Here is a 26,681-nt window from a genome sequence, read left to right on the forward strand (position 1 = left end):
TGATTTTGCGAAGGGCATCATCTGTCGGATAGGCTGTCTTCGTTTTAGCCTCCATTGCATTTCCGTTCCAGGAAATACGCTCAGCACCGCCTCGAAAAAGCCCGTTAACCCATCCTTGCAGGCAATGAGGCTGTCTTCCACTCCACGATTATTCAGCTCCGTCCATACATTCAGCCAAAAGCTGACACTTTCATTCTCTCCAATCCAGATGCCCAATCTATCCTTCTGCCCCGCAAGATTGATCCCCATGACGCTGTAAGCCGCTTTGCTGGCGATTCGGCTGTCCTGGCGGACCTTGAATTGTCCGTGATTTTACTGACCATAATGGGGGAAACTTCAATCCCGTACAGGTCACGCAGCTTTCCTTGGATGTCTTCGATAAAGCGGCAAGTCTTTCGCTAGCTCTTTCACTACTCTATCATAGGCTTCTTGCATAATTGGTCATCTCCCGTTTACTTGAAAGTATGTCCAATTACTCAGGGAAGGGACGTTTAAAATAACATTTGATACCAATAATTAGGATAAGGAGCCATTGTGCAATGGAGGATAGTTACTCATGTTTTTATTCGGCAGACTCTTTAAAGGAAAACGTTATTCCCAAAGGGAATACCCCAAAAAATTGAGCCAACCGAGGAATCAAACTGTGGAAAGCCATTCACTCAATCAAGATTTGTCTCAAAATATCGAGGAAGCCAAACGATTATTCCCGGCATCACCTGATTTGGTCATTTACCGTTTTGTCACAGGTCCGCAGAAGACACCGGCTGCTCTTTTGTATCTTGACGGTTTGACGGATAAAAACTCAGTAAACAACAATATTCTGCGCCCGATGATGTACGGTACTCCAGATGTGAAGCAAGGCTTTCCGGTACCTACAATCGGCGGGGTCCGTACGATTTCGGCATGGGTCGATGTGGAAAACGCCATTCTCTTTGGAGAAAGTGCGCTGTTCATTGAGGGTCGGCAGCAGGCATGGATTTACGATACGCAAGGTTGGCCCCAGCGCGCCATCGAAGATCCGCAGTTGGAAAGCTCGCTTAAAGGCGCGCATCAAGGATTTGTGGAAACCGGAATGCAAAATATCGCTCTCCTACGACGATATATTCCGGATAAGGAACTCCGTATCGTGGAACATACGGTAGGCCGACGTGGGAAATCTAAAATCTGGATTATGTACCTGGGAGATGTCGCCCATCCAGAAGTACTTCAGGAATTAGAAACAAGAATCGAAAAAGTAGATGTGGACGCGGTGATCAATTCGGGGGAATTGGCCCAATATATTGAAGATAATCCGTACTCACCATTCCCTCAGTTAATTACGACGGAACGTCCGGATTCAGCAGTATCCCAATTGTTGCAAGGGCGTTTCATTGTTATCGTTGACCGTTCTCCCAGCGTGATCATTGCTCCAGCCGGTTTTACAGCCTTTTTCCAAAGTGTGGACGATTACAGCGCGCGCTGGCAAATCGCGTCGTTTATTCGCCTTCTTCGCTTTATCGCTTTTATGATCGCATTGCTACTGCCAGCCATTTACATTGCGGTTATTTCCTTTAATTTCGAAGTCATACCCCTTCAATTGCTACTTTCTATTGCCGAATCGAGAGCAAGAGTACCGTTTCCTCCGCTTTTGGAAGCCATGCTGATGGAAGTTACATTGGAGATGATGAGAGAGGCTGGAATTCGGCTCCCTGCGCCAGTTGGACAAACGATCGGCATCGTAGGGGGGATTGTCGTGGGACAGGCGGCTGTACAAGCAGGAGTCGTCAGCAACATTATGGTTATTGTAGTGGCATCGACGGCAATCGCATCCTTCATTCTTCCCAGTTACGATATGGGGGCTTCTGTCAGGCTGCTTCGTTTTCCGATGATGTTCATAGCTTCAATGTTCGGGTTCATCGGAATCGTTATCGGTTTCATGGCCCTGGTTGCGCATCTGGTTGCTCTGGAATCGCTCGGGACCCCTTACGGAAGCCCATTGGCTCCTTTTCGCCTGTCAGATATGAAAGATACATTTATACGGCTTCCTTTATGGAACATGTTCAATCGTCCCAAAAGCGCCAGACCGATTCAGGACATGCGATTTGGCAGAAAACGGCCGAAGGGGGACGATTCATGAAAAAATATGCGTTGAATGAGATCACCCTGATGCAGTACATTTTTCTGATCCAGGGAGCTCAAGTGGGCACTGGGATGTTATCACTCCCAAGGGTGCTCGCTGAAAAGAGCGGAACGGATGGGTGGATAGTCATCCTATTTGGGGGGATTATCAATTTTGCGTCTGGCTGGATCATCCTGCTGACGCTCCGAAAGTATCCGGATTTTACTTTGCCGGACTTATTCAAATACTTGTTCGGTAAATGGCTCGGAAAACTGTTTCTCCTTCCTTTAATCGCCTATTTTGCTTCTTATGGCTGGGTGATTATAGCCAATTCGATGCTCTTCATCAAAGCATGGTTTTTGCCAAAGACGCCGGAATATTGGATTGTGCTTCTGTTTGCCATTCCAGGTTATCTTATCGTTCGTCACGGATTACGCGTGCTAGCTCGATACGCCGAGTTGGTCTTCTACATGATGCTGTTGACACCATTAATCTTTCTGCTAACACTGGAGTACGGACATTGGATCCATCTGCTTCCATTGTTCAAGGAAGGTTGGGAACCCATTATAACAGGAGTGAAGAAGACGGTGTTTGCTTTTGCCGGAAATGAAATTCTCTTTTTTGTTTACCCATTTCTGAAAAAGAAGCAATACGCCGTTCATGGCTTATTGATCGCTAACACCTTAACGATACTTCTATATTTGTACGTCACAGTCATTTGTTTCGTTTTTTACACTCCCGACGGAATCACGTCTTTGAACCAACCGGTGTTGAGCTTGCTCAAGACAATCGAATTTCGTTTTCTGGAACGGGTCGACATGATTTTCCTAGCCATTTATTTGTTTGTGGTGTCCAGGGCATGGAGTGCATACATTTATTGTACGGTTTTCTCCACCTGTCACTTGCTAAGAAAGCAGGATCACAGCTCGCACACGTTCATTTATTTTATAGTGGCTATCGGATGTGCCTATGTGGTTAAGCCAACATGGAACCAAGCTGACCAATGGGTAACATTGCTTAGCAACGCCGGGATGGTCGTCCTGTACGTGTTGCCGGTTCTGCTGCTTGTCTATGCCTCGGGCTTTGAAAAATACAGGAGGTGGAGAGCCGGATGAGGAGGATGCTCATCGGATTGGTGGCTCTGACATTGTTGACTGCAGGGTGCAAGGACAAAATCAATATCGAAAACTTGTCCTTATCGCTTCTGGTTGGCATCGATCTCGATGAAGAAAATAACTTGATATTTTCGACATCCAGCCCGGTTTTCAGCCAAGAGGCGAAAATCAAGGAGGAAGAGTATACATCACCGGCGACGACGCTGCGAAAATCAAGGGATGAAGACGACAAAACTTTCATGGCGTTGACAACCGGGGGGAAAACACAGGTTCTGCTGATCGGAAAACGCGTGACACAGCATAAGGGCTGGTTTAAATTGCTGGAGCCATATTTGCGGGACCCCAAAAACACGCTGAATGGAAGAATCGTGATGGTGGACGGGCCTGCCTACGAGATTCTGCAATATACACCAAAGGATAAGCCGCGTCTTCCGCTTTATGTATCAGAACTGATTGATACAGCTTACAGCCGAAATGTTAGCGTGAAAGCAACGCTTCAGGATCTTCGGCGGGTCACTTATGAAAAGGGGATGACTGCCAGCGTGACGGAAATGCGCAAAGATGGCAGGTTGTTCGTTTCCGGAACTGCGCTGTTCGATGAGGAGGGAAGATACAAATTTACGATCGGTTCCGACGAGAACAGATTGCTTCGCATATTACAGCACGAGACGAAAGGGGAGTTTTTGTTTACGTATAAAGCTTCCGATCAACCGAATGGAGAGGTTTTCCCGGAAAATGCGTACAGTTTTTCCGCGGAGGATATATCTGTCAAGACGAAGACGGGTTATGCGAACAACAAGTTCAAGTTCGACATTGGTGTTAAAATGCGAGTGACTTTGAGGGAACGCCTATTCCCGCTCGACGTCAGGAAAGAGGAAAGCAAACTGGAACGGGACATAGAGCAGCAGTTGGAAAAACGGTTCGACCGGTTAATCGCTAAAATTCAAAAAGCAAAAATCGATCCGATCGGGCTTGGACTATACGCGCGCGCCTATGAATATGACAAATGGAAACCTGTACAAGATCGCTGGGGAGAGGCGTTATCTATGGCGGATGTGAACGTGAAGGTTAAAGTGACCATTGCCGGGATGGGGACAACGAAGTAAGAAGGGTTCCTTTTGTTGAATTAAAATCTGCCGACCAGAGGCGCAGAGGCACGACATTTCGCTCCGAAATCACTAGGCCGCAATGAATTAATCGAATACTTCGTGAAGTTGAACATGTTGACAATAAGGGTCAGCGTAAGCGAATAAGCCATGAACAGCTTCATGGAGTGGCGTCTACACATGGTAGGCGCTTGGGCAAACACGATGCGAAGCGCCTTCTTCCTTGCGCATGAGCTGGGGCACGCGGGACATTTGATTGCTGGCAGCTGGAGCTGACGCAGCTGGCTGGTGTCGACATGAGCAGCCCCGCGCCGATCCGGGCCGCGGTCGGGTACGTGAGCTCCATTGTGAAGGAGCTGGAGCGGATGTTTTGAACTCGGACCTGGGGGGAAGTGCCCCGGGTTATTTTTTTGGGTGGGGTTACGGAGGGCAGGAAGGCGGGGAAGGTGGAAAAGCAGGGAGGGGCCGGAATCGCGGGATCGTGGTTGGGAAACTGATATTTGCCAAATCGCCGCGTAAAAAAACGCCGGTGACCTTAAGCAGGGGACCGGCGTTCCGTATTAGCGTTTCGGCATTTTGCTCTCATCCATGTACAGCAGATTCCAGCGGTGGCCGTCCAGGTCGGCAAATCCTGCTCCGTACATCCAGCCGTCGCTTTCACTCGGTTTGCCAAAGATGCTTCCTCCGGCTAACTCTACTTTTTGAATAAAAGCATCTACTTCTTCTCTGCTTTTAGCGCCAATGGAAAAGATAACTTCTGCGCTATGGGAAGTATCTGCGGTTTTGGCACCTGTAAATTTCTCAAACGCGGCATCCGGGAACAGCAGAATCGTGGTTTGGCCAATGGCAAGCTTGGCTCTCTCGTTACCAATGCTCACCGCATGGAATCCAATCTCATTGAAAAAGGCAGTGGACCTCTCAACATCTTTGACCGGCAGGTTAATCCAAATCTCCTGTGACATGGCTGCAGCCTCCTGGAATATATTTTCAATTCCTACTATACTCTACTTCTGGCAGCAGAAGCGAATCTTATAAAAGAAACCGCAGCATAAAGGATACAAGTACCATTTACTCCTTATTTAAGAGGTTGTAAAGGTTGGGGAGTACTTGGTATAATACTTCCAATATTTGAAAGCCATGATAAGGAAGAAAGCCTCTGAGCAGCACATCGGAACCCATAAAGGAAGAGGCTTATAGGGCGGCATATTAGCGAATCCTGGGTGGTACCACGGGTACAATAAAATCTCGTCCCTGAGTCTGTAAGGTCTTGGGGGCGATTTTTTTATTTAATTATGGCTAGAGTTATTGAGAACTTTTAAGGGGTGCTTATATGGATAGCGTAGAGATCGTAAGAAAATTTTATGATGAAACGGTCAACTATGAATGGAGGCGCCTGGAGCGCCACAAAGTCGAGTATGAGATTAGCAAGCGTTTCATTACCCGTTATGTTAAACCAAGTGACAGAGTATTAGACTTGGGCGGGGGTCCCGGAAAATACTCGCTCTACCTCGCGGCTTTGGACTGTAAGGTGACGTTGGCGGATCTTTCGCAAACCAATGTGGAGTATGCCCTGAACAAGGCAAAGGAACTTAACCTGCCTATTAACGCCGTATGTGTGGACAGCCGTAATTTATCCGTTTTCGAAGATGAAGAGTATGACCATATTCTATGTATGGGTCCGATGTATCATCTTAAAGAGGAAGCCGACAGGGTTAAAACGATAAAAGAATGTATAAAAAAATTAAAGCCTGGTGGAACTCTTTTTGTGGCATTTGTTTCTTCTTACTCGTTTGTTTGGGATTACCTGATTTCGAATCCAGAATGGATTCTGAGCGCCGATCGGAAATCAGAACTTAATGTTATAGTGGATGACTCCAATTTTGTTGGAAAAGGCTTTACAGAGAATTTTTTTATCCGCCCGAAAGAGGTGCTTCCCTTCTTCGAACAGTTTAAACTGGAAAAGCTCCATTTGCTTAATTGCGAAAGTTTTTTATATTTGCGAGAACCGGAACTCCTCAAACAATCCCCCGAGACCATAGCTGCATGGCTGGATTTGGCGGAGCAGGTGTGTGAACGTGAAGATTTGTTAAGTTTAGCGGAACACATCATGTATATTGGGAAAAAGGTAAATTAAAAATTGAGAAAGTCATCCGCAGTTGATGGAAGGAAGGGTGGAAGAATGAATTTTGAAATGGTGATGCAGGAGTTGGAGGCGCTCGGCAAGGAACGACTCAAGAAAATGTACCTAGCCAATGGCGCGCGGGAGCCTCTTTTTGGCGTGGCGACGGGAGAAATGAAGCCCCTTTTCAAGAAGACCAAGCTCAATCAACCTTTGGCGGAGCAGCTTTATGCCACGGGGAATTACGACGCCATGTACTTTGCCGGAATCATAGCGGAGCCCAACTCCATGACGGAGGCGGACTATGACCGTTGGCTCGATTCGGCCTATTTCTATATGTTGTCCGATTATGTAGTGGCGGTTACTCTGTCGGAAGCGGATATTGCGCAGGAGGTGGCCGATAAGTGGATCGCAAGCGGCGAGGATTTGAGAATGTCGGCAGGCTGGAGCTGTTATTGCTGGCTGTTGGGCAGTCGTCCGGACCGTGAATTTTCGGTTGACAAGCTCGCCAAGATGCTGGAGCAGGTGAAAGATACGATTCACGAGGCTCCCGAGCGAACGAAGTATGCCATGAACCAGTTTATATACACCGTGGCGACTTCCTATTTGCCGCTCCATGAGGAGGCGGTCGCTGCTGCAAAGGCCGTATGCCCGGTAGAAGTCAAACAGGACAAGGGGAAAAGCAAGTTTCTGAACGCGTTGGAAACCATTCACAAAGCAGAAGCCAGGGGGAAGCTTGGTTTCAAACGCAAGCATGTCCGGTGTTAATTTGTAGGTTAGGTAACGAAGAACGGGAGAGGATCCTGGGATGGAAAAAAAGGAAGAGGGTTTCCTTCAAGGTGTAAAAGACTGCATCCAGAGAAAAGGTCCAAATATGCCCAAGTGATCCTAAATGATCTGTTACACGCTATTCCCTGATCAACCGGGCGGATAGCTTGTATTTCTAAGCCTCCATCCTCCTATGTACTTGTATTACTTTTACAAGGCCGGGACTTGCTGTCCCGGCCTGGTGGGTCAGGCATGCTTTTTCAGTAGGGCGGCATAGACTTGCTTCGGACGGAGGCCAACGAGCTTCTCGACGGGCTGACCGTTCTTGAAGAGGATGACCGTCGGCATGGAAAGGACGCCGAAGCGGGCCGAGAGCTCGGGGGTCTCGTCGACATTCAGCTGCAGCACGTTCAGCTGCCCGGCGAACTCGTCTCCGAGCTGCTCGAGAACCGGGAGAAGAGCCCGGCAGGGAGGGCACCAAGGCGCTCCGAAATCAACGAGGGTCAAGCCTCCGGAAAGCAGCTGCTGCTCGAAGGCGGCAGCCGAAGAGGTGGGGATGGACATGGATGAATCACTCCTGGTCTGAAGAGGATTCCGACAGAATCGCTTCCACACGCTCCTCCAGGTTCGCCTTCAGCATCGTCAGCAGGTCGATCTGCTTCCCGATCTCCTCCAGCTTGCTTCGGTAGATGGGAAGAATCTGCCGGCAGAAGGCCTCCTTGTTCTGCAGCACGCAATGGAGGAAACCGCCGATTTCTTCTGTGGAGAGGCCGAGCCTCAGGTAAAGCTGAATCGTTCGGACCTGTTCGACGGCAAGCCGGTTGTAGACCCGGTACCCGTTCTCCAGCCGATCCGGACGGATCAGGCCCTGCTTCTCGTAATAACGGATCGAACGGATGCTGACGCCGGTCAGGCGGGAAAGCTCCCCGATTTGCATGTGGAACGCTCCTTCGCGATGATGTCGGTAACCCGATTATAAAGGGTGACACCGGTGTCAGAGTCAAGGCCGGCGTTAGGATAGGTTTTCTTGCTTGATGACATCCTGATTATACCACCGCGACGGAAAAAAGCAGGCCATTTGCTTTATATTCGGAGGAATGAGCAGCATCGCCTCTTATGGGTAAAGGTAAGTAGCCGGTCAAAACCTATACAGAGAGGAAAGTTCCCATGCCCCAAGCTATGGTCATTCTTAATCCTTCCTCCGGCAAAGAGGAAGCGCTAAACCATCTTCAAAGGGTGGAGGAGCTTTTACAAGAGCAGGGCTATGAAGTTTCGGTTAAGGAAACCGCTAAAGAGCTGGACGCCACTCATTTCTGCATCGATGCTTGCCGGAATAAGTATGATTTGGTCGTCACCATCGGAGGGGATGGCACGCTTCACGAAACGATCAACGGGTTTACAGACCAGAATCACCGACCTAAGCTCGGGATCGTTCCCTTGGGAACGGTCAACGATTATGCGCGGGCGCTGAACATTCCCCTAGATGCCTTAGAGGCCATCGAAACCCTTCGGTCGAAGCGGGTGAAGGCGGTAGATATGGGGCGGGTAAACGGCGAGCGGTTCGCCAATGTCGTGGCGGCCGGCTCCCTAGCGGAAAGTTTATCCGCGGTTACCTCGGAGGACAAGTCCCGCCTCGGGGCCTTCGCTTATTTGAAGGAAGGCATCAAAGATCTGATGAACCATTCCACTCATCCGTTGATAATCCGCCATGACGGAGGGACATGGGAGGGAGACTCGCCGCTTCTTCTCGTCACCTTGACGAACTCGGTCGGCGGCTTCGAGAAGCTGGCTCCGGATGCCGAGGTGGACGACGGCCTCCTGCACTGCTTCGTCATCCGGGACCTCTCTATCTTTCACACGGTGACGGCGGGGCTGTCCCTCCTGCTGGGCCACCTAAAGAACCATAAGGATGTCGATTATTTCATCTCGCGCAAGGTGACGGTGAACTCCCCGGATCCCGTCAAGACCAATGTGGACGGGGAGGAGGGCCCCATGCTGCCGCTTGAGCTCGGAATTTTGCCCCGTTACCTTCAGGTGATCATACCAGAGGAGGGGTAGGGCATACCCCAAGGCATGCCTCTGCCTCTATCGCAGGGAGGAATCCGCCGGCTGCTCTTGTCGGCCGTCTTCTTGGTCATGGGTGCTTTCCCGTCTGGCCTTTTCCCTATAAGCGGTGGGGGAAAGGCCTATTGTCCGTTTAAACATTCGCGAGAAATGCAAGGGATCTTGGTAGCCTACCGACCGGGAGATTTCAGCGATGCAGAGAAGCTGCCGGCGCAGCAGCCGGCAAGCTTTGGCCATCCGCAGATCGGTCAAATACCGGTAAGGGGATAGGGATAGACGCTGCCGAAAAAGGCGGCATAGGTACTTGGCGTCCAGCCCTACATGCTCCGCCATATCTTCAAGCTCGAGACGATCGGCATAGCGGGCATTCATAAAGGAAATCGCCTTACGCACGTGATGGCCGGCGTCGGCACTTAGCGGGGGGCCCTCGTCGGGCTCGGCCAGCATGCCTAAGATCCGGTACAGCAGCCCGGTCAGTTGAAGCTCCTTGGCCGGTTGATCCCGCATGCTCATGACACTCCGGAACAGCGGTTCAACCGGGAGCGCCGGATCCGGAAGGCGTACCGGAAGGGGAGCGGCAAAACCGGCCTGCCCGACCAGCCGGGGAGCCATCGTACCGGCAAAACCGAACCACGAATAATGCCAGGGCTCGGCCGGATCGGCCCTATAGGCATGGACGGTGTCCGGCAGGACCAGGAACAGCCCGCCCGGTCCGATCGTTTCGGTCCGTCCCCCCGCCGTATAAGTCCCGTATCCGCTGTGAACGCAATGAAGAATGTACATATCTCTTACGCAGGGACCGAATGACATGTCCGGGGGGCAAGCCTGGGTACCGACCTCCAGCACCTCGAGATCGGTCAGTCCGATCGGTTCCATATAAAGATATTCCACTGTGCCTTCCACCTCGCCTTCAAGTAGAGAAGATATGCCATAAGTTGGGGAACTCTGGCTATTTCATTATAGAGGAACTTCCCTACAATCTACAGTAGGAGGGATGGGAAATGGAATATACCACATTCGGGCGGACCGGCCTTCGCGTATCGAAGCTCGGGCTGGGCGGCGCCCCGCTCGGCGGCGTTTTCGGACCGGCGGACGAGCGCGAGGTCGAGAAGATGATCCATGAGGCGATAGACGGCGGGATCAATTTCATCGATACGGCGCCGAGCTATGGGAACGGGGAGTCGGAGCGGCGAATCGGCCGGGCGCTTAGCGGAGGCAGACGGAGTCAGGTCGTACTGGCCTCGAAGGCGGTGGGGCCGGGCGAATCGTTCGGTTACGAGGAGACGATCCGGTCCGTTGAGCAAAGCCTGACGCGGCTGCAAACGGAATGGATCGATCTGCTGCAAATTCATGATGCAGAGCACGTCCCGTACGAAACGATTGTCGGAGAGACGCTGCCGGCGCTTCAGAAGCTTCGGGAAGAAGGAAAAATCCGGTTTATCGGGATTTCGACAAGGGTGCTGCCGCTTCTGCTGCGTTACGTTAGGCTGAACGAGTTCGGCAGCATCCAGTTCTATGCCCGGTATATGCTGATCGATCACACGGCTAAGGACGAGCTGCTTCCGCTCGCCGCGGAGAACGGACTTGGGGTCATCAACGGCAGTGTGCTGGGACTGGGCCTGCTCGCCGATACGCCGGCGCCGTTTCTGAGTCAGGCCATTGTGGAAGAGGCGGCTAAGCGGATCGAGGAGCTGCACTTTCTGCGCCGTACGGAGCCGTTCGGGCTCGTTGAGCCGGCGATGCGCTTCAGCCTGTCTCAGCCGGCCATTCACGTTACGCTGACCGGGGCGGCCACTTCTGAGGTTCTCCGCACGAATATGGCGTATTGCGACGGGCGGGGGCTTGAGCCGGACAAGCTGGAACGGGTGTACACCTTGTTCCAGGGGAAGAGTCTGTTCCCGGCGGAATAGAAGAAGCGCCCAGCGCCCGATCGGGTCTCACCGGTCGGAGCAGACAAGGAGGTGGGATAGACCATGTACGTGGACAGCCACGTTCATTTCTGGATGCCGGAGCGCGGGGACTATGGCTGGTTGAACCCGGAGAATGATCTCCTCTACCAAGACTACCTGCCGGAGAGACTGCTTCCGGCACTGCACGCCCGCGGCGTAGACAGCCTCATTGTCGTGCAGGCGGCCCCTACCGCGGAGGAAACGGCTTTCCTGCTGGAGCTGGCGAAGACCTGGCCGGTCATCTCGGGCGTCAGCGGAGGGCTGGACCCGTTCGGCGAACGGTTCTCCGAGCAGCTGGAATCGTTCCGGTCGGACCCAAGGTTCGTCGGGGTGCGCATCAACGGCAGCGCTTTTCGCCGGGACCGGCCCTCCGCCGACCGAGGCAGGCTGCAGTCGGCGCTCGACAGCCTGGATCAGGCCGGGTTGACGCTCGACCTGCTGGTGCAGCCGGACGATCTGGGTGCGGTCGCAGCCTATCTGGAAGAGAGGCCGACGCTCCAAGCGGTCGTCAACCATCTGAGCAGCCCGGCCGTACGAGCCAGGCAAATGGAGCCGTGGCGGACCGGTATGGAGAGGCTTGCCCGGCTCCCGAACGTGGCCGTCAAGCTGTCCGGGATGATTACGATGGCCGGCGGCTCCACTCCGGAGCTGCTCCGGCCGTATGTGGATCGGTTATTCCCGGCATTCGGCTGCGAACGGCTTCTGTTCGGCAGCGATTGGCCGGTCGCCCTGCAGGCAGGCGGCTACGGGGACGTCGTCGACTTGTTTGAAGCGTTGCTTCCGGAAGGGCTCGATCCAGAGGAGAAAGAAAAGATCCGCGCGGGTAATGCCCGGAGGATCTACGGGATCGATTGAAGAGAGGGAAGTACCGGGCGCCAGTATAGAACGGGAAGCCGGTCGAGCTCCAGACGGAGCCGGCCGGCTTTTTGGGTGTTAAGAGGTTTGGGTAGGATCGGGGCTATCCCCGGGAGACGGGTCCGCCGCCAGCAGCAGCCGGTACTGCCCCGGCGTATGTCCCGTGCGCGACTTGAACAGCTTGTTGAAGTAGCTGACGTTGGAGTAGCCGATTTCGCGGCAAATGTCCTCCAGCGTACAGTCCGGCTGCCGCAGCAGCTCGCAGGCCCGCTTGATCCGAAGATGGATCAAATAATCATTGATCGTGGTGCCCGTCGCTTCCTTGAAGATGCGGCTCAAAAAGGAGGTGCTGCGCTGCACGTGGGCGGCAACCGTTTCGATCGTAATGTTGTTGTTGAAGTTGCGGTCCATGAATTCGGTGGCGAGCTGCAGCGTAAGATCGTTCATCTTCAGCCGCTTCTCCCGGTTATGCGCGATGATTTGATGGCACATCCCCTGCAGGCCTTTTTCCATATCGCGAAGGGTCTGGACAGCGGACAGCACGAACGGCCGGTCGCCGAGCACGACGGAGATGTCCCCGCCTGTTTGGACAAGGGTTTTGGCGATTTCGCCGCTTAGCTGAAAGAAGAGCTGCTGGATATTGGCTTTGCCGAGCCGGCGTTCCACCACCTCCTGCGTGATCCGGCTGATGGTCGCCGCACATTCTTCCTCGTTCAGCTGCAGCAGGGCCTGAAGCAGCTTCTTTTCCAGCTCGTACGGATAATAATACGTCTCTTCATCCTGCTTCCAGCTGCTGACAATGGCGTACGGTATAATCTCGCCTTGGCCAACGTACATCTTGAGGCTGAGCGCCTCGACGGACTCCTCGTACGCCGACTGGACCGACAGAACCCCCGAATGGATGCGGCTGATGCCCAGGGTGACTATCCATCCGTAACGGCTTTCCATATGGCTCTGCAGCTGCTTGGCGAGCTCGACCGGCAGGTCGTCGCTGCCGGCCGGGACCGCCTGGAGAATGACCGTCCGTTCCTCGTCCCTCGCAAAGATTTCCCCGTCAATCTCCGCGCCTAGTTCTTCGATCAATCCGTATTGAAGCAGATGATAATGAAGCTTGTCGGCCGAGTCGTTCAGCGGCTTGGGCTCTCCCAGCTCGAAGGTAAGGATGGCATAACGGGAAAAATCCAGCTTCAGCCCGAGCAGCTCCGCCGCATCCTCGTCTAGAGCGCCGCTCACCGCCCGACCCTTCAGAAGATCGCTCAAATATTTCTCCTTGATGGCCGGCTTGTTGGCGCCAAGCAGCATTTCCACCCGGCTCTTCTCGCTTAGGATCGTTTCCCGGCTGTGCCGTAACCGTTCGAATGATTGGCGGATGAAGCTCGCTTCATCGGCGGGCGGGAGGGCGGATTCCGGGCTCGTTCCCTCTCCTGGCGGGGAGCTGGAAGCCGCATTGGAAACACTGATGTAGGCCATGACGCCTTTAAGCGGCCGGTACAGCCTCTTCGAAATATAGAAGGAGAGGATAAGCGCGACCGTGACGTAAAGGACGGAAACGGCGGCCACAATCGTCTTGATGCGGCTCAAGCCCTGCAGCAGGATGGATTGCTTGGTCAAGTTGACGAACTTCCAGCCGGTCAAATCGGAGGTCGTGAAGGTCACAATCCGATGCTGATCGTCCACGTACGATCCGCTTCCGGCGGCCGATAAGGCTGTGCCGTCCAGCTGAGGGGCCAGGGCCGCCGCCTCCTCCGTTTCGCCGTAGAGGAGCTCCCCGTTCTGCCCGAGAACAAGAGTCGTTCCTTTTTTGTTATGGTAATGGCTCAGAAAGTTGGTAAAGAGCAAGTCGAGCTTCAAATTGATGAGGACGGCGCCATCGACCGGACCGATAAGAGGCATTTTCTGCATCAAGCTGGTGGCCTGCATTCCTGGAGCAAGACCGTTGGGCCGTTCGGTAAGCCACACCGTCCGGCTTCCTTCTTCCTGCTTCATTTCGGGCAGCCAGGAACGGTCGGCGAAAGAGGACAGGGGAGACATTTTCATATCGGGGCGGGAGGTCAGCATCAGGTCCAGCTTGCTGTAAACAAGATAGATGGAATCGATATACGGACTCAGCTTTTGCTGCTCTTCCACCATCCGGGACAGGCCGATCAGCGAGTCGACGCTCAGCTTGTCATTCAGCGTATGAAACAGGTACGACTGGGTCATCATCGTGCTCGTGGCTACATTTTTAACGGAGTAAAGTTCCTTATTAATCAGTTCCCGCTGCTGCCGCAGAATCGACTGGTTGTATTCGATCGAGTTCTGAATGCTCATGTCGGCGGAAATGGTATACGTCACCGAGGAGATAAGGATGACGGTCACGATGACGATAGCTGTCATGGACAACAGCAGCTTAATGAATAACGATCGGTTTCGAATCACGTGTCGACCGGTCATCCGGATCTTCCTCCTACCGTGTTAGCGTTTACAAAACAGGTGAAGCCTTAAGACGGCATCACGCAAATTATAGCACGGATTGCAGGTGCGAGAAGTGTGAAGAGCGAAAAACATACGAGAAATCGGATAACATAATCGGCCGAGACCGGCCCCGGAAAGGAAAAACATAACGGAAACCGAATGAAACGATTGCGCATCCGCAAGCCGGCGGATATCGTAAAAGTTGTAACCGTTCCCAATTCCCGGCCGGGCAATCCTTATGGGGAACGACGTTTCAAACTTGTCAGCGGGGGGAGATTTTGGTGCCAAAATCCATAAACAAACCGGTTCTTGCCGTCACCGCGGCCGCCTTGGCGGCGGGCCTTCTCAACGGGTGTTCCGGAGAAGAGAAGAATAAAGCCGAAGCCGGCCAGCCCAGTGCCTCCACGAAACCGATTGAAATCACGTGGGGCATTCATTTCCAGGCCAATGCAGTCGTTAACGATTCCCAGGTGCAGAAGTGGATGGAACAGAAATTCAACGTTAAGATCAAGCCGGTCAAGGTGACGGACGCGAGTATCGCTTCCGGCGAGGTGCCCGACCTGTTCATGTTGGGCGATCCTTCGAACGTATCGGCTTACCAGGCGCAGGGCGTGCTACTGAACCTCGACCAGGCGATGGTGAAGGAGAAAATGCCGGAGTATTACAAGGATGTCGAATCGTCCAACGCGCTCTTCCAGACGGTAACGTTTAACGGCAAGCTATGGGCGATCCCGATGTTTATCGATCTTAAGCCTTATGATCTGACTATGCTGTGGCGCCAGGACTGGCTCGACAAGGTGGGCATCGCCAAGCTCCCCGAAACGCTGGATGAGTTCGAGAAAGCCGTTTATGCCTTCGCTAAGAACGATCCGGACGGAAACGGAAAGAAAGACACCTATGGCTTGACCGGTACGGCAACGTCGACCTGGTCGGCCGGCTTCTACTCGATATTCGGGGCCTACGGAGTCGAGCCTACCATGTGGCAGGAGAAGAACGGGCAGATCGTCAACGGGTCCGTCCTGCCGGAAGCCAAGGAAGCTCTTGCCAAGCTGCGCCAATGGTTTGCCGACGGCGTCATTGATCCGGAATTCATCACCGACACGCAGGATTCGTACCGCAAGAAGCTCTATAACAATCGGATCGGCGTCATTGAGGAACAGATTGGCAAGGCCGCCCTGGACGACGGGGCGACGGTGGTAGCCATGAAAGGCGTGAATCCGAATGCCAAGCTCGCGCTCGGCCATAATCCGGCAGGCCCCGGCGGCAGCGGCAGCTGGGACTGGGGGATCAAGAGCAATTACGTCGTATTGGGCAACAAGGTTAAGGACGACCCCGCCAAGCTGAACAAAATATTCGAGATTTTACGGGCGCAGAGCAGCGACGAAGAGACGATCAATATGACGAGCATGGGCGTCAAAGGAACACAATGGGACTTTGCGGACAGCGGGGCAGCCTCGGGCGCGACCAAGTTCCTGCCGGGATTTGAGAAGCAGGAGCAGCGCGATGCGATCGGCGTCCGTCTGTTCTCGCTCGGCAACATCACGACGCGCAGCTACCGCGACAAGTATTCCAATCCGAAGCTGAACGATGCCGTTCGCAAGTATTCGTCCGCGCCGCGCTGGACCGATGCGCTGCTGTTCGCCGCACTTCCGTCCGACGGCAAATACAAGAAGGATTTGACCGCGCTGACGCAAAAGTATTTCGCCCAGATCATCAGCGGGGAGATTCCGCTCAGCGATTTCGATAAGTTTGTAGCGGAATGGAAAGCGAAGGGCGGAGACGAGCTGACCAAGGAAGCGAACGACATGTACCAGAAGCAGTTCAAAAAATAACCGGCTTGAGAAGCGATTCCACGTCCCCGGAGCCTGAGCGGCATCCCGCAGCCGGGGGCGGATCGAATCCGGCTTGAGGACGTGCATAATGAAGACCATGTGGAAGCACCGGGAGCTGTTTGCGCTCTATTTGTTTGCGTTTGCCTTTTTCCTTGTGTTCAAATACGGCCCGATCTACGGGGTGTTGATTGCGTTTAAAGATTTTCGCGTCGTGGACGGCATATGGGGCAGCCCTTGGGTGGGGCTAAAGCACTTTGAAGCGCTGTTTCATACAGCGGACTTCTATCGATTGCTGAAGAATACGCTGCTGCTCAACCTGTATTTGCTGCTGTTCGCCTTTCCGGCCCCGATCCTGCTGGCGCTGCTGCTGAACGAGATCCGTTCCCGTTTTTTTCAACGCTTCGTGCAGACGACGATGTACCTGCCGCATTTTGTCTCGTGGGTGATCATGTCGGGCCTGGTCATCTATTTTCTCTCGCCAACGACGGGAGTGGTGGCCGAAATCGTCAAGTGGTTCGGGGGGAAGCCGGTCTTCTACATGGGGCAGAAGGAATATTTTCGTTCGATCGTCGTCGGTTCGGCCATTCTGAAGGACATCGGCTGGGGCTCCATCATCTATTTCGCTGCTCTTTCGGGCATTCATCCGGAGCTGCATGAATCGGCGACGATCGACGGGGCGAACCGCTGGCAGCGTATGACGGCCATCAACATTCCTTCGATTATGCCGACGGTGGCCATCATGTTTATCCTTAGCCTCGGAGGCTTCCTAAGTGCGAATTTCGAGCAAATCATCAACCTGCTCAATCCCGTCACTTACGAAACCGGCGATGTCATCGATACCTATGTGTATCGCGTCGGACTGCAGCAATTCCAGTACAGCTACACGGCCGCCATCGGCTTGTTTAAATCGCTGGTCGGGCTGCTGCTGATTCTGGGAGCGAATATTACGGTACGCAAACTGAGCCGCGGGGAGAGCGGCTTATGGTAGGAGGATCGGCCGCATGAGAACCGGCACCTGGCAAGATAAGCTTGCTGTTTGTTTGATTTACCTCGTACTCGGCTTACTGGCCGTTATTGTGGTTTACCCGTTTATCCACGTGCTGTCGGTTTCCTTCAGCAGCCGGGGGGAGGCGCTGCGGAGCGGCTTTCATTGGATTCCGCGTCAAATCACCTTCGATGCTTATAAGGAAATGCTGAAGTATCCGTTTATCTGGTCGGGATTCAGCAATACCCTTTTCCGCATGGCAGCGGGGACGGTCCTGACCCTCCTCGTCACCGTATGTGCAGCCTATCCTCTGTCCCGCAAGGAATTTCCGTGGAAGCGGGTGCTGGTCATGCTGCTGCTCTTTACGATGATCTTCGACGGGGGGATCGTTCCGCATTATCTGCTCCTAAAAGAGCTCCATCTGCTTAATACCAGATGGGTCTATGTCCTGCCGCATGCGGCAAACGCCTTCCAGGTGCTGGTCATGATTTCGTTCTTCCGCTCGATTCCGGATGCGCTCGTCGAAGCGGCCCGAATCGACGGGGCGAGCGATTTGCGCGTCCTGGCCCGGATTATGCTGCCGCTGTCGATGCCCGCCTTGGTGACGATCGGTCTGTGGTCGCTTGTTTATCACATCAATGCTTTTATGGATAACCTGCTTTATGTAACCGACCAAACGAAATTTGTGCTGCAGCAGATCGTCCGCCAGATGCTGATCGAGAACCGGCTGGACGCCTTTACGTCGACGGTAAGCGAGATCCCGCCCGCACCGGAAAGCCTGAAGATGGCGGCGGTGATCGTTTCTTCGCTTCCCGTGCTGGTGCTCTATCCGTTCCTGCTCCGTTTCTTCGAGAAGGGAACGATGATCGGTTCGGTTAAGGGGTGACGGAACGGATATCCGTTCCGCTTGCCGCCAAGATAACTTCCTTGAAGGGATGAGAGAGTATGTTCAGAACCAAAGCCATCCTTCTCGTGATCGCCGCACTTCTAGTCAACCTGATAATTCCTCCCGCCAGTCAGGCCGAATCCGGATTACCGGAATCGGCCTTCTATGTGGCAGGGGATGGAAGCGATTCCAACCCGGGCACGATCGAGGCGCCTTTTCGGACGCCGGAGCGGGCGCGCGATGCCATCCGCCAGCTTAAGCACGACTCCGGCTTGCCGGACGGGGGAGTGACGGTTTTCTTGCGGGGCGGCACTTACGAACGAACGGCGGCCTTTCAGCTGGATGCCCAGGATTCGGGCACAGCCGATAAACCCATTACGTATAAAGCTTTTCCCGGAGAAACCGTTCGGCTGACCGGCGGCCAATGGCTCGAGAAGAGCTGGTTCACCCCGGTAACGGATGCGGCGGTCTTAAACCGCATCATCAGCACCGACGCCCGGACCAAAGTGCTGCAAGTCGATCTGCGCGGTCACGGGATCACGGACTACGGTGTGATGAGCCGCCACGGGTACTATAAGGCGAATGACATCAGCCAGGTTCCCCCGATGGAGCTGTATGTAGACGGCGAGAACATGACGCTCGCTCGCTGGCCCAATAACGGAACTGTTCAGATGGGCGATATTCTGGATCCGGGTCCGACCCGTAAGGACGCCGATCTGCAGGATCGCGGGGGCACGTTCAGCTATACCTACGACCGGCCGCAATATTGGACGCAAGCCGATGACATTTGGCTTGACGGCATTTTTGGCTACAGCTGGGAATGGTCGTATAACAAGATCGCCTCGATCGATACGTTGAACAAGCGGATTACGCTGCGTTACGGGGAAATGAGCGGGCTGTTCAAAAATTGGTATCCGGATTTCCATTTCGCGCAAAACCTGCTCGAGGAAATCGACATGCCCGGTGAATATTTCATCGACCGCGCGCAGGGCATCCTGTACTTCCTGCCGACCGCAGCCTTCGAGGCGGACCATCCCTCTCTTACCGTTTCGATGCTGAAGACGCCGATGATCAACGCCCTGGGCGTTTCGTACGTTACCTTCGAGGATCTGACCCTGGAGAACGGCCGCGATTCCGCTGTGGTCCTCATGGGCGGCGATCACGTCCGGCTGGTGCATTGCGACATCCGCAATTTCACGAACGGCGGCGTGCTGATCAATACGCAAAGCCGGTGGCTGTACAACGATTTTGCGGCGGCGACGGGCACCCATCACGGGATCGTGAACAGCCGCATTCACCATATCGGCGGAACGGCGGTCATCCTGAACGGGGGGAGCCGGGAAACGCTGGAGCCCGGAAACAATTATGTGGAAAACTCCCACCTGTACCATTTCGCCTACTACCATAAAGCCTACAACCCTGGCGTTATTCTCACCGGTGTAGGGAACCGGGTGTCCCATAGCGAAATCAACGACGCCCCGCACCCGGGCATCCTGATATTCGGCAACGATCACTTGGTCGAATACAACAACATCTATGACGTGTGCAAGATGTTCTCCGACCTTGGCGCGATCTACATGAACGCCGGCGAAACGCCGCAGCAGCGGGGAACGGTCATCCGGCGCAACTATTTCCACCATATCGGCGAAGCCAAGGCGGGGGTGGAAGGGGTATACCCGGATAACTTTACGATGGGGCTGACGATCGAAGAAAATATTTTCTACCGGATGGGCAATTCCGCCATCAAAAATAACGGCGGCGCGCATATCAACACCCGGGGCAACCTGTTTATCGACAGTAAGGTTCCCTACGATTATGCGGATATTTACCTCGGCAGCGATCCGGACAAACCGATAGCCAAAAATTATATGCCGAAATGGCAGGCTTTGTTCGAGAAGTACAACAACTTCGTGGGGACTCCGTATTTGGAGAAATATCCGGAGCTCGCCGATTTCTTCACGGAGGACCGGTATTATCCGAAGACGAACGGCTATCAGGGCAACGTCATCTATAACCCCACCAAGCCTCGCAGCAGCATAACGAACGCGCAGGGGGCCTACGACAAGTACAATTTGCTGCAGTATGCCAACAACTGGGTGACGGACCGCGATCCGGGCTTCGTCAACCTGGCGGCCGGTGACCTCAATCTGATGAGCGATGCGGAGGTGTTCCGGCAAATTCCCGATTTCAAGCCGATTCCCTTCAACGAAATCGGAATCGTCGGGAAAGCCGGTCCGTATCTCTCGCCGGATACCATTCCGGTCCAGGGAGTCCGGGCTTACGACCGGAGCGTGACCGTCGGCATCGGCAAAACCTACGACCTGCAGACGGCCGTGCTGCCTTGGGACGCGACCCGTCCTCAGCTCACCTTCGCCTCAAGCGACCCTGCTGTCGTCAAGGTAGACGGCAATGGAAAGCTTAAGGGAGGGAGTGTCGGCCAAGCGGTCGTCACGGTCGCCTCCGCTGACAATCCGCTCCTTAAGGATGAGGTGCGCGTAGAGGTGGTAGTGGGGGACGGCATTTACGAATATACCGACTTCGAGACGGGACGCAACAGCTGGCCGGCCGATGCGAACCGGGCCATCATCGAAGAAGACGGGAACCATTGGTACAAAGTGCTGAAGGGCGCAACGGCTGTCTCGTCTAATGAATATACGAACTATGAGCTGACGTTCAGGATGAAAACGCCACCTTCGATGCCGGCCTTGGGCACCTTCTATATTTTTGACAGGCTGGGGGCAAACGGCGGCGACCGCATCGGATACCGCAAGTTCGAGGACGGGACGTCGAAATGGCTCCTCTATAATCCCGCCTGGGCGACCGTCAAGGAATCCAAGCTGCCGTATGAGGATTTGGCGCCGAATACGGAATACAGCGTCAAGCTGCTGGTGAAGGGAGCCGACATCAGCCTGTATGTCAACGATACCTTGAAACTGAAGGCAACGGATCCTTCCCATAATCCGTCGGGGACGATCGGCTTCTATGCAGGCGGGTTCGGCTACCTTCTGTTTGACGACATCAAGCTGTCGGTTCCGAGCACCCGGGTGGCCGGTCTTCAACTGGACCGGGAGCAGGCGAATATAGGGGCGGATGAAAAGCTGCAGCTGAAGGTGAGCTTCGATCCTTCCGATGCCGTCAACCGTTCCGTTACCTGGACGTCCAATAATCCGGAAGCAGCTGTCGTCGACGAGAACGGCTTGGTGACGGCGGTCGGGCCGGGCGAGGCGGTCATTACCGTCAGGTCGGCCGAGAATCCGCAGGCCGCGGCCTCCTGCCGGGTCGTCGTATCGGACGTTCTGCTTCATACGGATTTCGAGTCCGGAGGGGGCGGCTGGCCGGTCGACCCGAATCGAAGCATCGTTACGGAGAACGGCAACCACAAGTACCGGCTGCTGAAAGGGGCCTCCGCCACTTCTCCGAGATCGTTCTCCGATTACGATCTGACGTTCAAGCTGAAGACGCCATCCGTTATTCCGAGCGCGGCAACGTTCTACCTGTTCGACCGCCTTGCTTCGGGCAGCGGGGGCCGTATCGGCTACCGCAAGACAGCAGACGGGGCTTCCCAATGGATTTTGTACAACGGGGCCTGGGCAACCGTTAAGAAATCCGATCTGCCTTATGAGGACTTGGCTCCGAACCGGGAGTATAACGTGGAACTTATCGTCAACGGGGCCGATATCAGCCTGTTTGTCGACGGCGTGCTCAAGCTGAAAGCTGCCGATCCGTCCCATCATCCATCCGGAACGATCGGTTTCTACGCTGGCGGTTTTGACAATCTGACATTCGACGACCTCGTCGTCACACAGCTCCGGAAGCCAATGACGGAGGCGACCGTTACTCCGTCCCAGCCCGATGGGGCGAACGGCTGGTACGTGCATCCGGTTTCCGTGCAGCTCCTGCCGGGAGCCCGCTCGTCCACTATTTCGGAAACCGTTTATAGTCTGGACGGTGGAGCGAATTGGCTCCCTTATACGGCACCGGTGACCATCGATCAGGACAGCGGAGCGGTCGGCTTCCTTTATCGCTCGGTCGATCTGGTGGGGAATGCGGAGCTGCCGCAAAAGCTCTCCTTCCGTCTTGACCGCCTGGCACCGGAAACGACGGCCAGTCTGTCTCCGGAGCAGCCCGATGGGACGAATGGCTGGTACGTCCAACCGGTAACAGTCACATTGAAAGCAACCGATGCGACCTCCGGGGTTGCGGACACGGTATACAGCCTGGATGGCGGAGCGAGCTGGCAGCCGTATACGTCGCCTATCCCTTTGGAACGGGACGGCCGTTACACAATTACCTACCGTTCCACGGACCAAGCGGGGAACGACGAGAATCCCCGTACGGCTACCGTTCGACTGGATACGACGGGGCCGGCCATTATTGTAACAGAGCCGGGACCGGGCCGGGCTTATGCGGACAGCGAGGAGCTTACTCCTAAGGTAATGTTGTCCGACGGTTTATCCGGTGTGGACGGGAAGCAGGAGAAAGTACGGTTGGACGGTCAGGAAGTGGCCGTAGGAGAGACGATCCCGCTTTATTCGATCCCGCTCGGTAGGCATTCGCTGGATGTGACGGCCTCCGACGCGGCAGGGAATGCCACCAGCGTCACGATCCTTTTCGAAACCCGTACGGACTCGGCTTCGGTCAAGGCGCTGATCGAACGGTTTACGGCAATGTCCTGGATCGACAATTCGGGAATCGCCAACAGCCTGCTCCAGAAGCTGGAGACGGGCAGTCTGGACGCGCTAATCCAGGAAATAGAGGCTCAAAGAGGAAAGCATCTCTCTACCGCTGCAGCAGAGATACTTCTGCGGGACGTGCGGGACATTCAGCAAAGGAGTGAGCGTTAGACGTTAGAGAGGAGAGCAGGAGAAGGGGGTGGGAAGCCGAACGCGAATCGCGCCCCTTCGCCTGGAGGTCTTTTGCGAAGATTCTCGGGTACTCGCCCGACGGCCCCACCGCCATAAAGCCGCTGTTTCCCTTTACAGGAGACAGCGGCTTTATCCGTGAGATGGCGAAAGCGCGGGCATTCGGCATGAAAGGAAGGATAGAGCGGCCTTTAAAGGAATGATGATCGCAGCCAAGCCTCTAGCGTTCTCCCGCTTAAGGCTTAACCGCGTCCACCTTCAGCCCCTTGGTCCGTTCCTGCTTCTCCCACTGCCTAAGCATGGGATAGGGATCGAAGGACCATTCCTTGGTTCCGTTGTCCCGGTAGATGCCGTAATGGAGATGAGGCGGGAACTTCCCGGAGGTTCCCGGCTTGCCGTAGCCCGAGCTGCCTACCCAGCCGATGACCTGGCCCGGCTTGACGAGATCCCCTGGCTTAAGCGGCTTGGCAAAGCCCGACAAGTGGGCGAAGTAATGATACAGATTGTTGACATCCCGAATGCCGATCCGCCAGCCCCCGTAATTGTTCCAGCCCATTACTTCGACGATTCCGTAGCAGGTGCTGCGGGCGGGAACCCCGTACCCGGCAAAGATGTCGGTCCCTTCATGCATCCGGTGGCCTCCCCAGCCGCGGCTGGCGCCCCATGTTCCCCTGTAAGAATAGTTTGCTTTAAGAGGCACCGGAAAAGCATGATCATTCAGGTCCAGCTTCTGAAAATGATTGTAGATCTTCTCAAACTGCGCGATCCGTTCGACCGCCCGCTCCGAACCGTAAACGCCGGCAACCCCGATTTTCCAATTGTCCGCCCCCGTTCCGAAGCGGGTCAGCTGGCGGACGCGCGAGGACAGCACGTCAAGGTCATTGGCCGGATCGGCCAACCCGTCCCCGGAGCCATCGGTCCCGGCTCCTCCGAAGAGGGCGATGGTTCGTGCGGACGGATCGGAATGATCCGGGTTCAGGGCCCCGAACCACTCCTCCTCCGTATAGTAAACGCCGGCTAAGGGAGCGGATGCCTTCCGTTTACGGGCGGTGTTGATCGTCCGCTCGTACTGATCGACGGCGGCCAGCGATGTCCAGGGGACGCCGGAGGCGGCGCTGACCTGCTCCAGCAGCCGCTTCCGGGCGTCCCAAGGCTTCACGGCAGCCGACTTTCCGGATGCAGGCTCGGCCGCTGCGCGCGGGACGGCGGACCAGGAAGAGACCGCCATACTGCCCAGAAGGACAATGGCGGCGGCTCGAAAGCGCAAAGAATAACCCATCCGTGAATCCCTCCTAGGTGGTGTCTTTTTTGCCGCAACCAGGTATCGTTAGGATGTGCGGGTGCTTCATTTTTATCCATGGGGGCCCAAGAGCGCATTTTGCCCCGGAGGGGATTTTTGTTACACTAGCGGAAAGAAGAGGACGAAGGATGGGGAAGAAGCATGGAGTTTAATCATGGGCAGGAGCATGTGGACGATGGCATGGTGATCGTGCAGGCGAACCTGGACGATATGAACCCGGAGCATGTTCCGTACGTGACGGACAGGCTGCTGGAGGCCGGGGCCAACGACGTTTACTGGATCCCGATTATTATGAAAAAGGGCCGCCCCGGCCTGATGCTGAACGTCCTGGTGGAAGAAGAGCGGCTCGGTCAGATGGAAGCCATCGTTTTTGCCGAGACGAGCACCTTGGGGCTCCGGTACATGCGGGCTTCCTGCCACCGGCTTGGCCGGGTGATGGAGAAGGTGGAAACGCCGTGGGGGCCGATTACGGTTAAAGCCGGCTACTACCAAGGGCGCCGCGTGCAGTTTGCTCCGGAATTCCGGGAATGCGAGCAGACGGCCCGCCGGCACGGCGTTCCGTTGAAAGAAGTGTACGAGGAAGTGCGGCGCGCTTATTCGGCGGAAGGAGGACGGCGATGAGCTGGCTGAAAATTGACGAGGTGGCCAAGCAGACGGGCCTGACCAAGCGGACCATCCGCTTCTATGAAGAGATGGGCCTCTTGAGTCCCCCTGAGCGAAGCGAGGGAGGGGTAAGGCGGTACACGCCGGAGCATGTGGACCACCTGATCAAGGTAAGCGAGGCCAAGGAGGTGCTGGGCTTCTCGCTTGTGGAGCTTCAGCGCTTTCTGGAGCTGAGCGGCATCGTGGACCAGGACCGGGCCGGCTACCGTTCGGCCAAGGACCAGAAGGAACGGCAGGAGAAGCTGGCCGACCTGAACGAGAGGCTGACCGAGCAGCTCGCTATGATCGAAGCCAAGGTAGCCCGAATCCGGGAGGTTCAGAGGGAGATGGAGGACTTAAGGGAGCGGGTTCGCGGTGCTCTTAAGAATGGGGATCAAGCAGACGAATAGCGGGGCCTGTCTACCGGTTGGAGGATAGCCCTTAAAGCAAAAAGCCCCCAGCCTTTCCTTACGGAAGGGCTGGGGGTTTCTCATGGGAAGCAACAAACACTCATGGCCAAAGCGACAGCCGGTTGGAAAGCTTGCCTCAGTGGCTGTGCTTGGGATTGGAATCCTGGCAGGCGTCCGCAAGAGGGACGGTCTTCTCCGCCTGGAGACCGGCGGAGCGGCCCGCGCTCGTGTGTTCATGATCCTGTCCGTGGTCGTGGGAGTGTCCGTGATCATGCGAATGACGGTGCCCGTGATCATGAGAATGATCGTGGGAGTGGCCGTGTCCCTGTCCATCGTGTGAAGGAGAATGGTCATGGTCGTGATGGTGGTCATGATCGTGGCTGTGATGGTGGTGGCTGTGGCCGTGATCATGATCGTGATGATGGTGATCGTGCCCATGGGAATGGCCGTGGCTGTGCTCATGCGCCGGCAGCTCCGTATGGACATGGCAGTGCAGATGAGGCTCCGTCCGTCCCACGATCACGCGGAGCACATTAGGCTGGTTGGGCAGGTCCCGGGTTCCGGCGCCGTAGCCGATTGTTTCTACGATCATGGCCGGAAGGCCGGTGCCGAACTCGTCCACCACTCCGGAAATGATGCCCGCTCCGGTTGGGGTGGTCATCTCGCACTTGTAAGAGGTCGGCGCGATCGGAAGCCCCCTCATCATATCCAAGGTGGCCGGGGCGGGAACGGGATAGATGCCGTGGTCGCACTTCACCGTGCCGGAGCCAAGCGGAACCGGGGAGCTGTAAATCTTCTCCGCCCCCAGGGAATCCAGGGCGAGCGCGACGCCGATGACGTCCACGATGGAGTCGATGGCTCCGACTTCATGAAAATGCACCTTCTCCACGGGGATTCCGTGGATTTTGGCCTCGGAGAGGCCGATGCGTTCGAAGATGGCCAGGCTTAAAGCCACGGTCCGTTCGCTAAAGCCGGCTTCTTCAATCATGCGGACGATGTCCGAATAATGGCGGTGGTGCTTGGGGGGCGCGTCTGGATCGAGCAGCACGTCCAGCTTCAGAGCGGAGATGCCCCGCTTGTTCACCCGCCTCCAGTCGAGCGTAAACGGCTCCAGGGTGATTTTGGCAAGCTCCGTCTCTATGTAATCCCGGTCGGCTCCCGCATCCACAAGACCGGCGAGGGTCATGTCTCCGCTGATCCCGGAGAAGCAGTCCAAGTAAACGATTTTCATCGCAT

21 protein-coding genes and 1 pseudogene are annotated in these 26,681 nt (G+C 55.1%); 14 read left to right on the plus strand and 8 right to left on the minus strand.

Annotation, left to right across the window (positions count from 1 at the left end; genetic code table 11):
• Positions 1–54: 54 nt before the first annotated feature.
• A pseudogene (locus MJA45_RS05855) lies at positions 55–374 on the minus strand (transposase); the annotation flags it as partial.
• A gap of 182 nt (positions 375–556) precedes the next feature.
• Here MJA45_RS05855 and MJA45_RS05860 point away from each other — a divergent pair.
• From MJA45_RS05860 to MJA45_RS05870, 3 genes are read left to right on the plus strand one after another with little or no spacing between them, the layout of a single operon-like run.
• Positions 557–2,116: a spore germination protein gene (locus MJA45_RS05860; RefSeq protein ID WP_315606332.1), complete on the plus strand. Its 1,560-nt coding sequence runs from the start codon at positions 557–559 to the stop codon at positions 2,114–2,116.
• Positions 2,113–3,213 (plus strand): GerAB/ArcD/ProY family transporter, encoded by a 1,101-nt coding sequence (locus tag MJA45_RS05865; protein ID WP_315606333.1) that lies wholly within the window; start codon positions 2,113–2,115, stop codon positions 3,211–3,213. Before MJA45_RS05860 ends, MJA45_RS05865 begins: the two co-directional genes overlap by 4 nt.
• Positions 3,210–4,319, plus strand: a complete 1,110-nt coding sequence (locus MJA45_RS05870; protein ID WP_315606334.1) for a Ger(x)C family spore germination protein — start codon at positions 3,210–3,212, stop codon at positions 4,317–4,319. Before MJA45_RS05865 ends, MJA45_RS05870 begins: the two co-directional genes overlap by 4 nt.
• A 560-nt stretch (positions 4,320–4,879) precedes the next feature.
• Here the strand turns inward: MJA45_RS05870 and MJA45_RS05875 are convergent.
• Positions 4,880–5,281, minus strand: coding sequence for a VOC family protein (locus MJA45_RS05875; RefSeq protein WP_315606335.1), 402 nt, complete (start codon positions 5,279–5,281; stop codon positions 4,880–4,882).
• A 368-nt stretch (positions 5,282–5,649) separates the two neighbouring features.
• Here MJA45_RS05875 and MJA45_RS05880 point away from each other — a divergent pair, with 368 nt between their 5' ends.
• Both MJA45_RS05880 and MJA45_RS05885 read left to right on the plus strand, forming a co-directional pair.
• Positions 5,650–6,453: a methyltransferase domain-containing protein gene (locus MJA45_RS05880; RefSeq protein ID WP_315606336.1), complete on the plus strand. Its 804-nt coding sequence runs from the start codon at positions 5,650–5,652 to the stop codon at positions 6,451–6,453.
• A 45-nt stretch (positions 6,454–6,498) separates the two neighbouring features.
• A complete protein-coding gene (locus MJA45_RS05885; protein ID WP_315606337.1) occupies positions 6,499–7,206 on the plus strand; it encodes a DNA alkylation repair protein in 708 nt (235 codons plus the stop codon).
• Positions 7,207–7,452: 246 nt separating this feature from the next.
• Here MJA45_RS05885 and MJA45_RS05890 read toward each other — a convergent pair whose 3' ends face one another.
• Together MJA45_RS05890 and MJA45_RS05895 are read right to left on the minus strand one after the other, a co-directional pair.
• A complete protein-coding gene (locus MJA45_RS05890) occupies positions 7,453–7,770 on the minus strand; it encodes a thioredoxin family protein (RefSeq protein WP_315606338.1) in 318 nt (105 codons plus the stop codon).
• A 7-nt stretch (positions 7,771–7,777) separates the two neighbouring features.
• Positions 7,778–8,143: a MerR family transcriptional regulator gene (locus MJA45_RS05895; protein ID WP_315606339.1), complete on the minus strand. Its 366-nt coding sequence runs from the start codon at positions 8,141–8,143 to the stop codon at positions 7,778–7,780.
• A 230-nt stretch (positions 8,144–8,373) separates the two neighbouring features.
• Between MJA45_RS05895 and MJA45_RS05900 the strand changes: the two genes are divergently transcribed.
• Positions 8,374–9,264: a diacylglycerol/lipid kinase family protein gene (locus MJA45_RS05900; protein WP_315606340.1), complete on the plus strand. Its 891-nt coding sequence runs from the start codon at positions 8,374–8,376 to the stop codon at positions 9,262–9,264.
• 27 nt (positions 9,265–9,291) lie between these two features.
• Here MJA45_RS05900 and MJA45_RS05905 read toward each other — a convergent pair whose 3' ends face one another.
• Positions 9,292–10,161 (minus strand): helix-turn-helix domain-containing protein, encoded by an 870-nt coding sequence (locus tag MJA45_RS05905; RefSeq protein WP_315606341.1) that lies wholly within the window; start codon positions 10,159–10,161, stop codon positions 9,292–9,294.
• Between the two features lie 110 nt (positions 10,162–10,271).
• Here MJA45_RS05905 and MJA45_RS05910 point away from each other — a divergent pair, with 110 nt between their 5' ends.
• Positions 10,272–11,180 carry an aldo/keto reductase gene (locus tag MJA45_RS05910; protein ID WP_315606342.1) on the plus strand — a complete coding sequence of 303 codons (909 nt, stop codon included), beginning with the start codon at positions 10,272–10,274 and terminating at the stop codon, positions 11,178–11,180.
• A gap of 63 nt (positions 11,181–11,243) precedes the next feature.
• Positions 11,244–12,074, plus strand: a complete 831-nt coding sequence (locus MJA45_RS05915) for an amidohydrolase family protein (RefSeq protein WP_315606343.1) — start codon at positions 11,244–11,246, stop codon at positions 12,072–12,074.
• Positions 12,075–12,152: 78 nt separating this feature from the next.
• Here MJA45_RS05915 and MJA45_RS05920 read toward each other — a convergent pair whose 3' ends face one another.
• A complete protein-coding gene (locus MJA45_RS05920; protein WP_315606344.1) occupies positions 12,153–14,507 on the minus strand; it encodes a helix-turn-helix domain-containing protein in 2,355 nt (784 codons plus the stop codon).
• A 302-nt stretch (positions 14,508–14,809) separates the two neighbouring features.
• On the opposite strand from MJA45_RS05920, the gene MJA45_RS05925 reads away from it, so the two are divergent.
• The 4 genes from MJA45_RS05925 to MJA45_RS05940 all read left to right on the plus strand — a co-directional run bounded on the left by MJA45_RS05925 (position 14,810) and on the right by MJA45_RS05940 (position 23,075).
• Entirely contained in the window at positions 14,810–16,360 is a 1,551-nt protein-coding gene (locus tag MJA45_RS05925; protein WP_315606345.1) for an extracellular solute-binding protein, read from the plus strand.
• Positions 16,361–16,448: 88 nt separating this feature from the next.
• The gene (locus MJA45_RS05930; protein WP_315606346.1) at positions 16,449–17,348 is read left to right on the plus strand and encodes an ABC transporter permease; all 900 of its coding nucleotides are present in this window, start codon (positions 16,449–16,451) and stop codon (positions 17,346–17,348) included.
• Positions 17,349–17,361: 13 nt separating this feature from the next.
• Positions 17,362–18,231 (plus strand): carbohydrate ABC transporter permease, encoded by an 870-nt coding sequence (locus tag MJA45_RS05935; RefSeq protein WP_315606347.1) that lies wholly within the window; start codon positions 17,362–17,364, stop codon positions 18,229–18,231.
• A 59-nt stretch (positions 18,232–18,290) separates the two neighbouring features.
• Entirely contained in the window at positions 18,291–23,075 is a 4,785-nt protein-coding gene (locus MJA45_RS05940) for an OmpL47-type beta-barrel domain-containing protein (protein ID WP_315606348.1), read from the plus strand.
• A gap of 253 nt (positions 23,076–23,328) precedes the next feature.
• Here the strand turns inward: MJA45_RS05940 and MJA45_RS05945 are convergent, their stop codons facing one another.
• The gene (locus tag MJA45_RS05945; protein WP_315606349.1) at positions 23,329–24,372 is read right to left on the minus strand and encodes a M23 family metallopeptidase; all 1,044 of its coding nucleotides are present in this window, start codon (positions 24,370–24,372) and stop codon (positions 23,329–23,331) included.
• Between the two features lie 162 nt (positions 24,373–24,534).
• Between MJA45_RS05945 and larC2 the strand changes: the two genes are divergently transcribed.
• Both larC2 and MJA45_RS05955 read left to right on the plus strand, forming a co-directional pair.
• Positions 24,535–25,014, plus strand: a complete 480-nt coding sequence (larC2, locus tag MJA45_RS05950) for a nickel pincer cofactor biosynthesis protein LarC2 (RefSeq protein WP_315606350.1) — start codon at positions 24,535–24,537, stop codon at positions 25,012–25,014.
• Positions 25,011–25,445: a MerR family transcriptional regulator gene (locus MJA45_RS05955; protein ID WP_315606351.1), complete on the plus strand. Its 435-nt coding sequence runs from the start codon at positions 25,011–25,013 to the stop codon at positions 25,443–25,445. Before larC2 ends, MJA45_RS05955 begins: the two co-directional genes overlap by 4 nt.
• Positions 25,446–25,581: 136 nt before the next feature.
• Here the strand turns inward: MJA45_RS05955 and larC are convergent, their stop codons facing one another.
• Complete coding sequence (larC, locus tag MJA45_RS05960) at positions 25,582–26,676, minus strand: nickel pincer cofactor biosynthesis protein LarC (RefSeq protein ID WP_315606352.1); 1,095 nt, start codon at positions 26,674–26,676, stop codon at positions 25,582–25,584.
• Between the last annotated feature and the right edge of the window lie 5 nt (positions 26,677–26,681).

It is taken from the genome of Paenibacillus aurantius (assembly GCF_032268605.1).
GTDB classification, from domain to species: Bacteria; Bacillota; Bacilli; order Paenibacillales; family NBRC-103111; genus Paenibacillus_AO; species Paenibacillus_AO aurantius.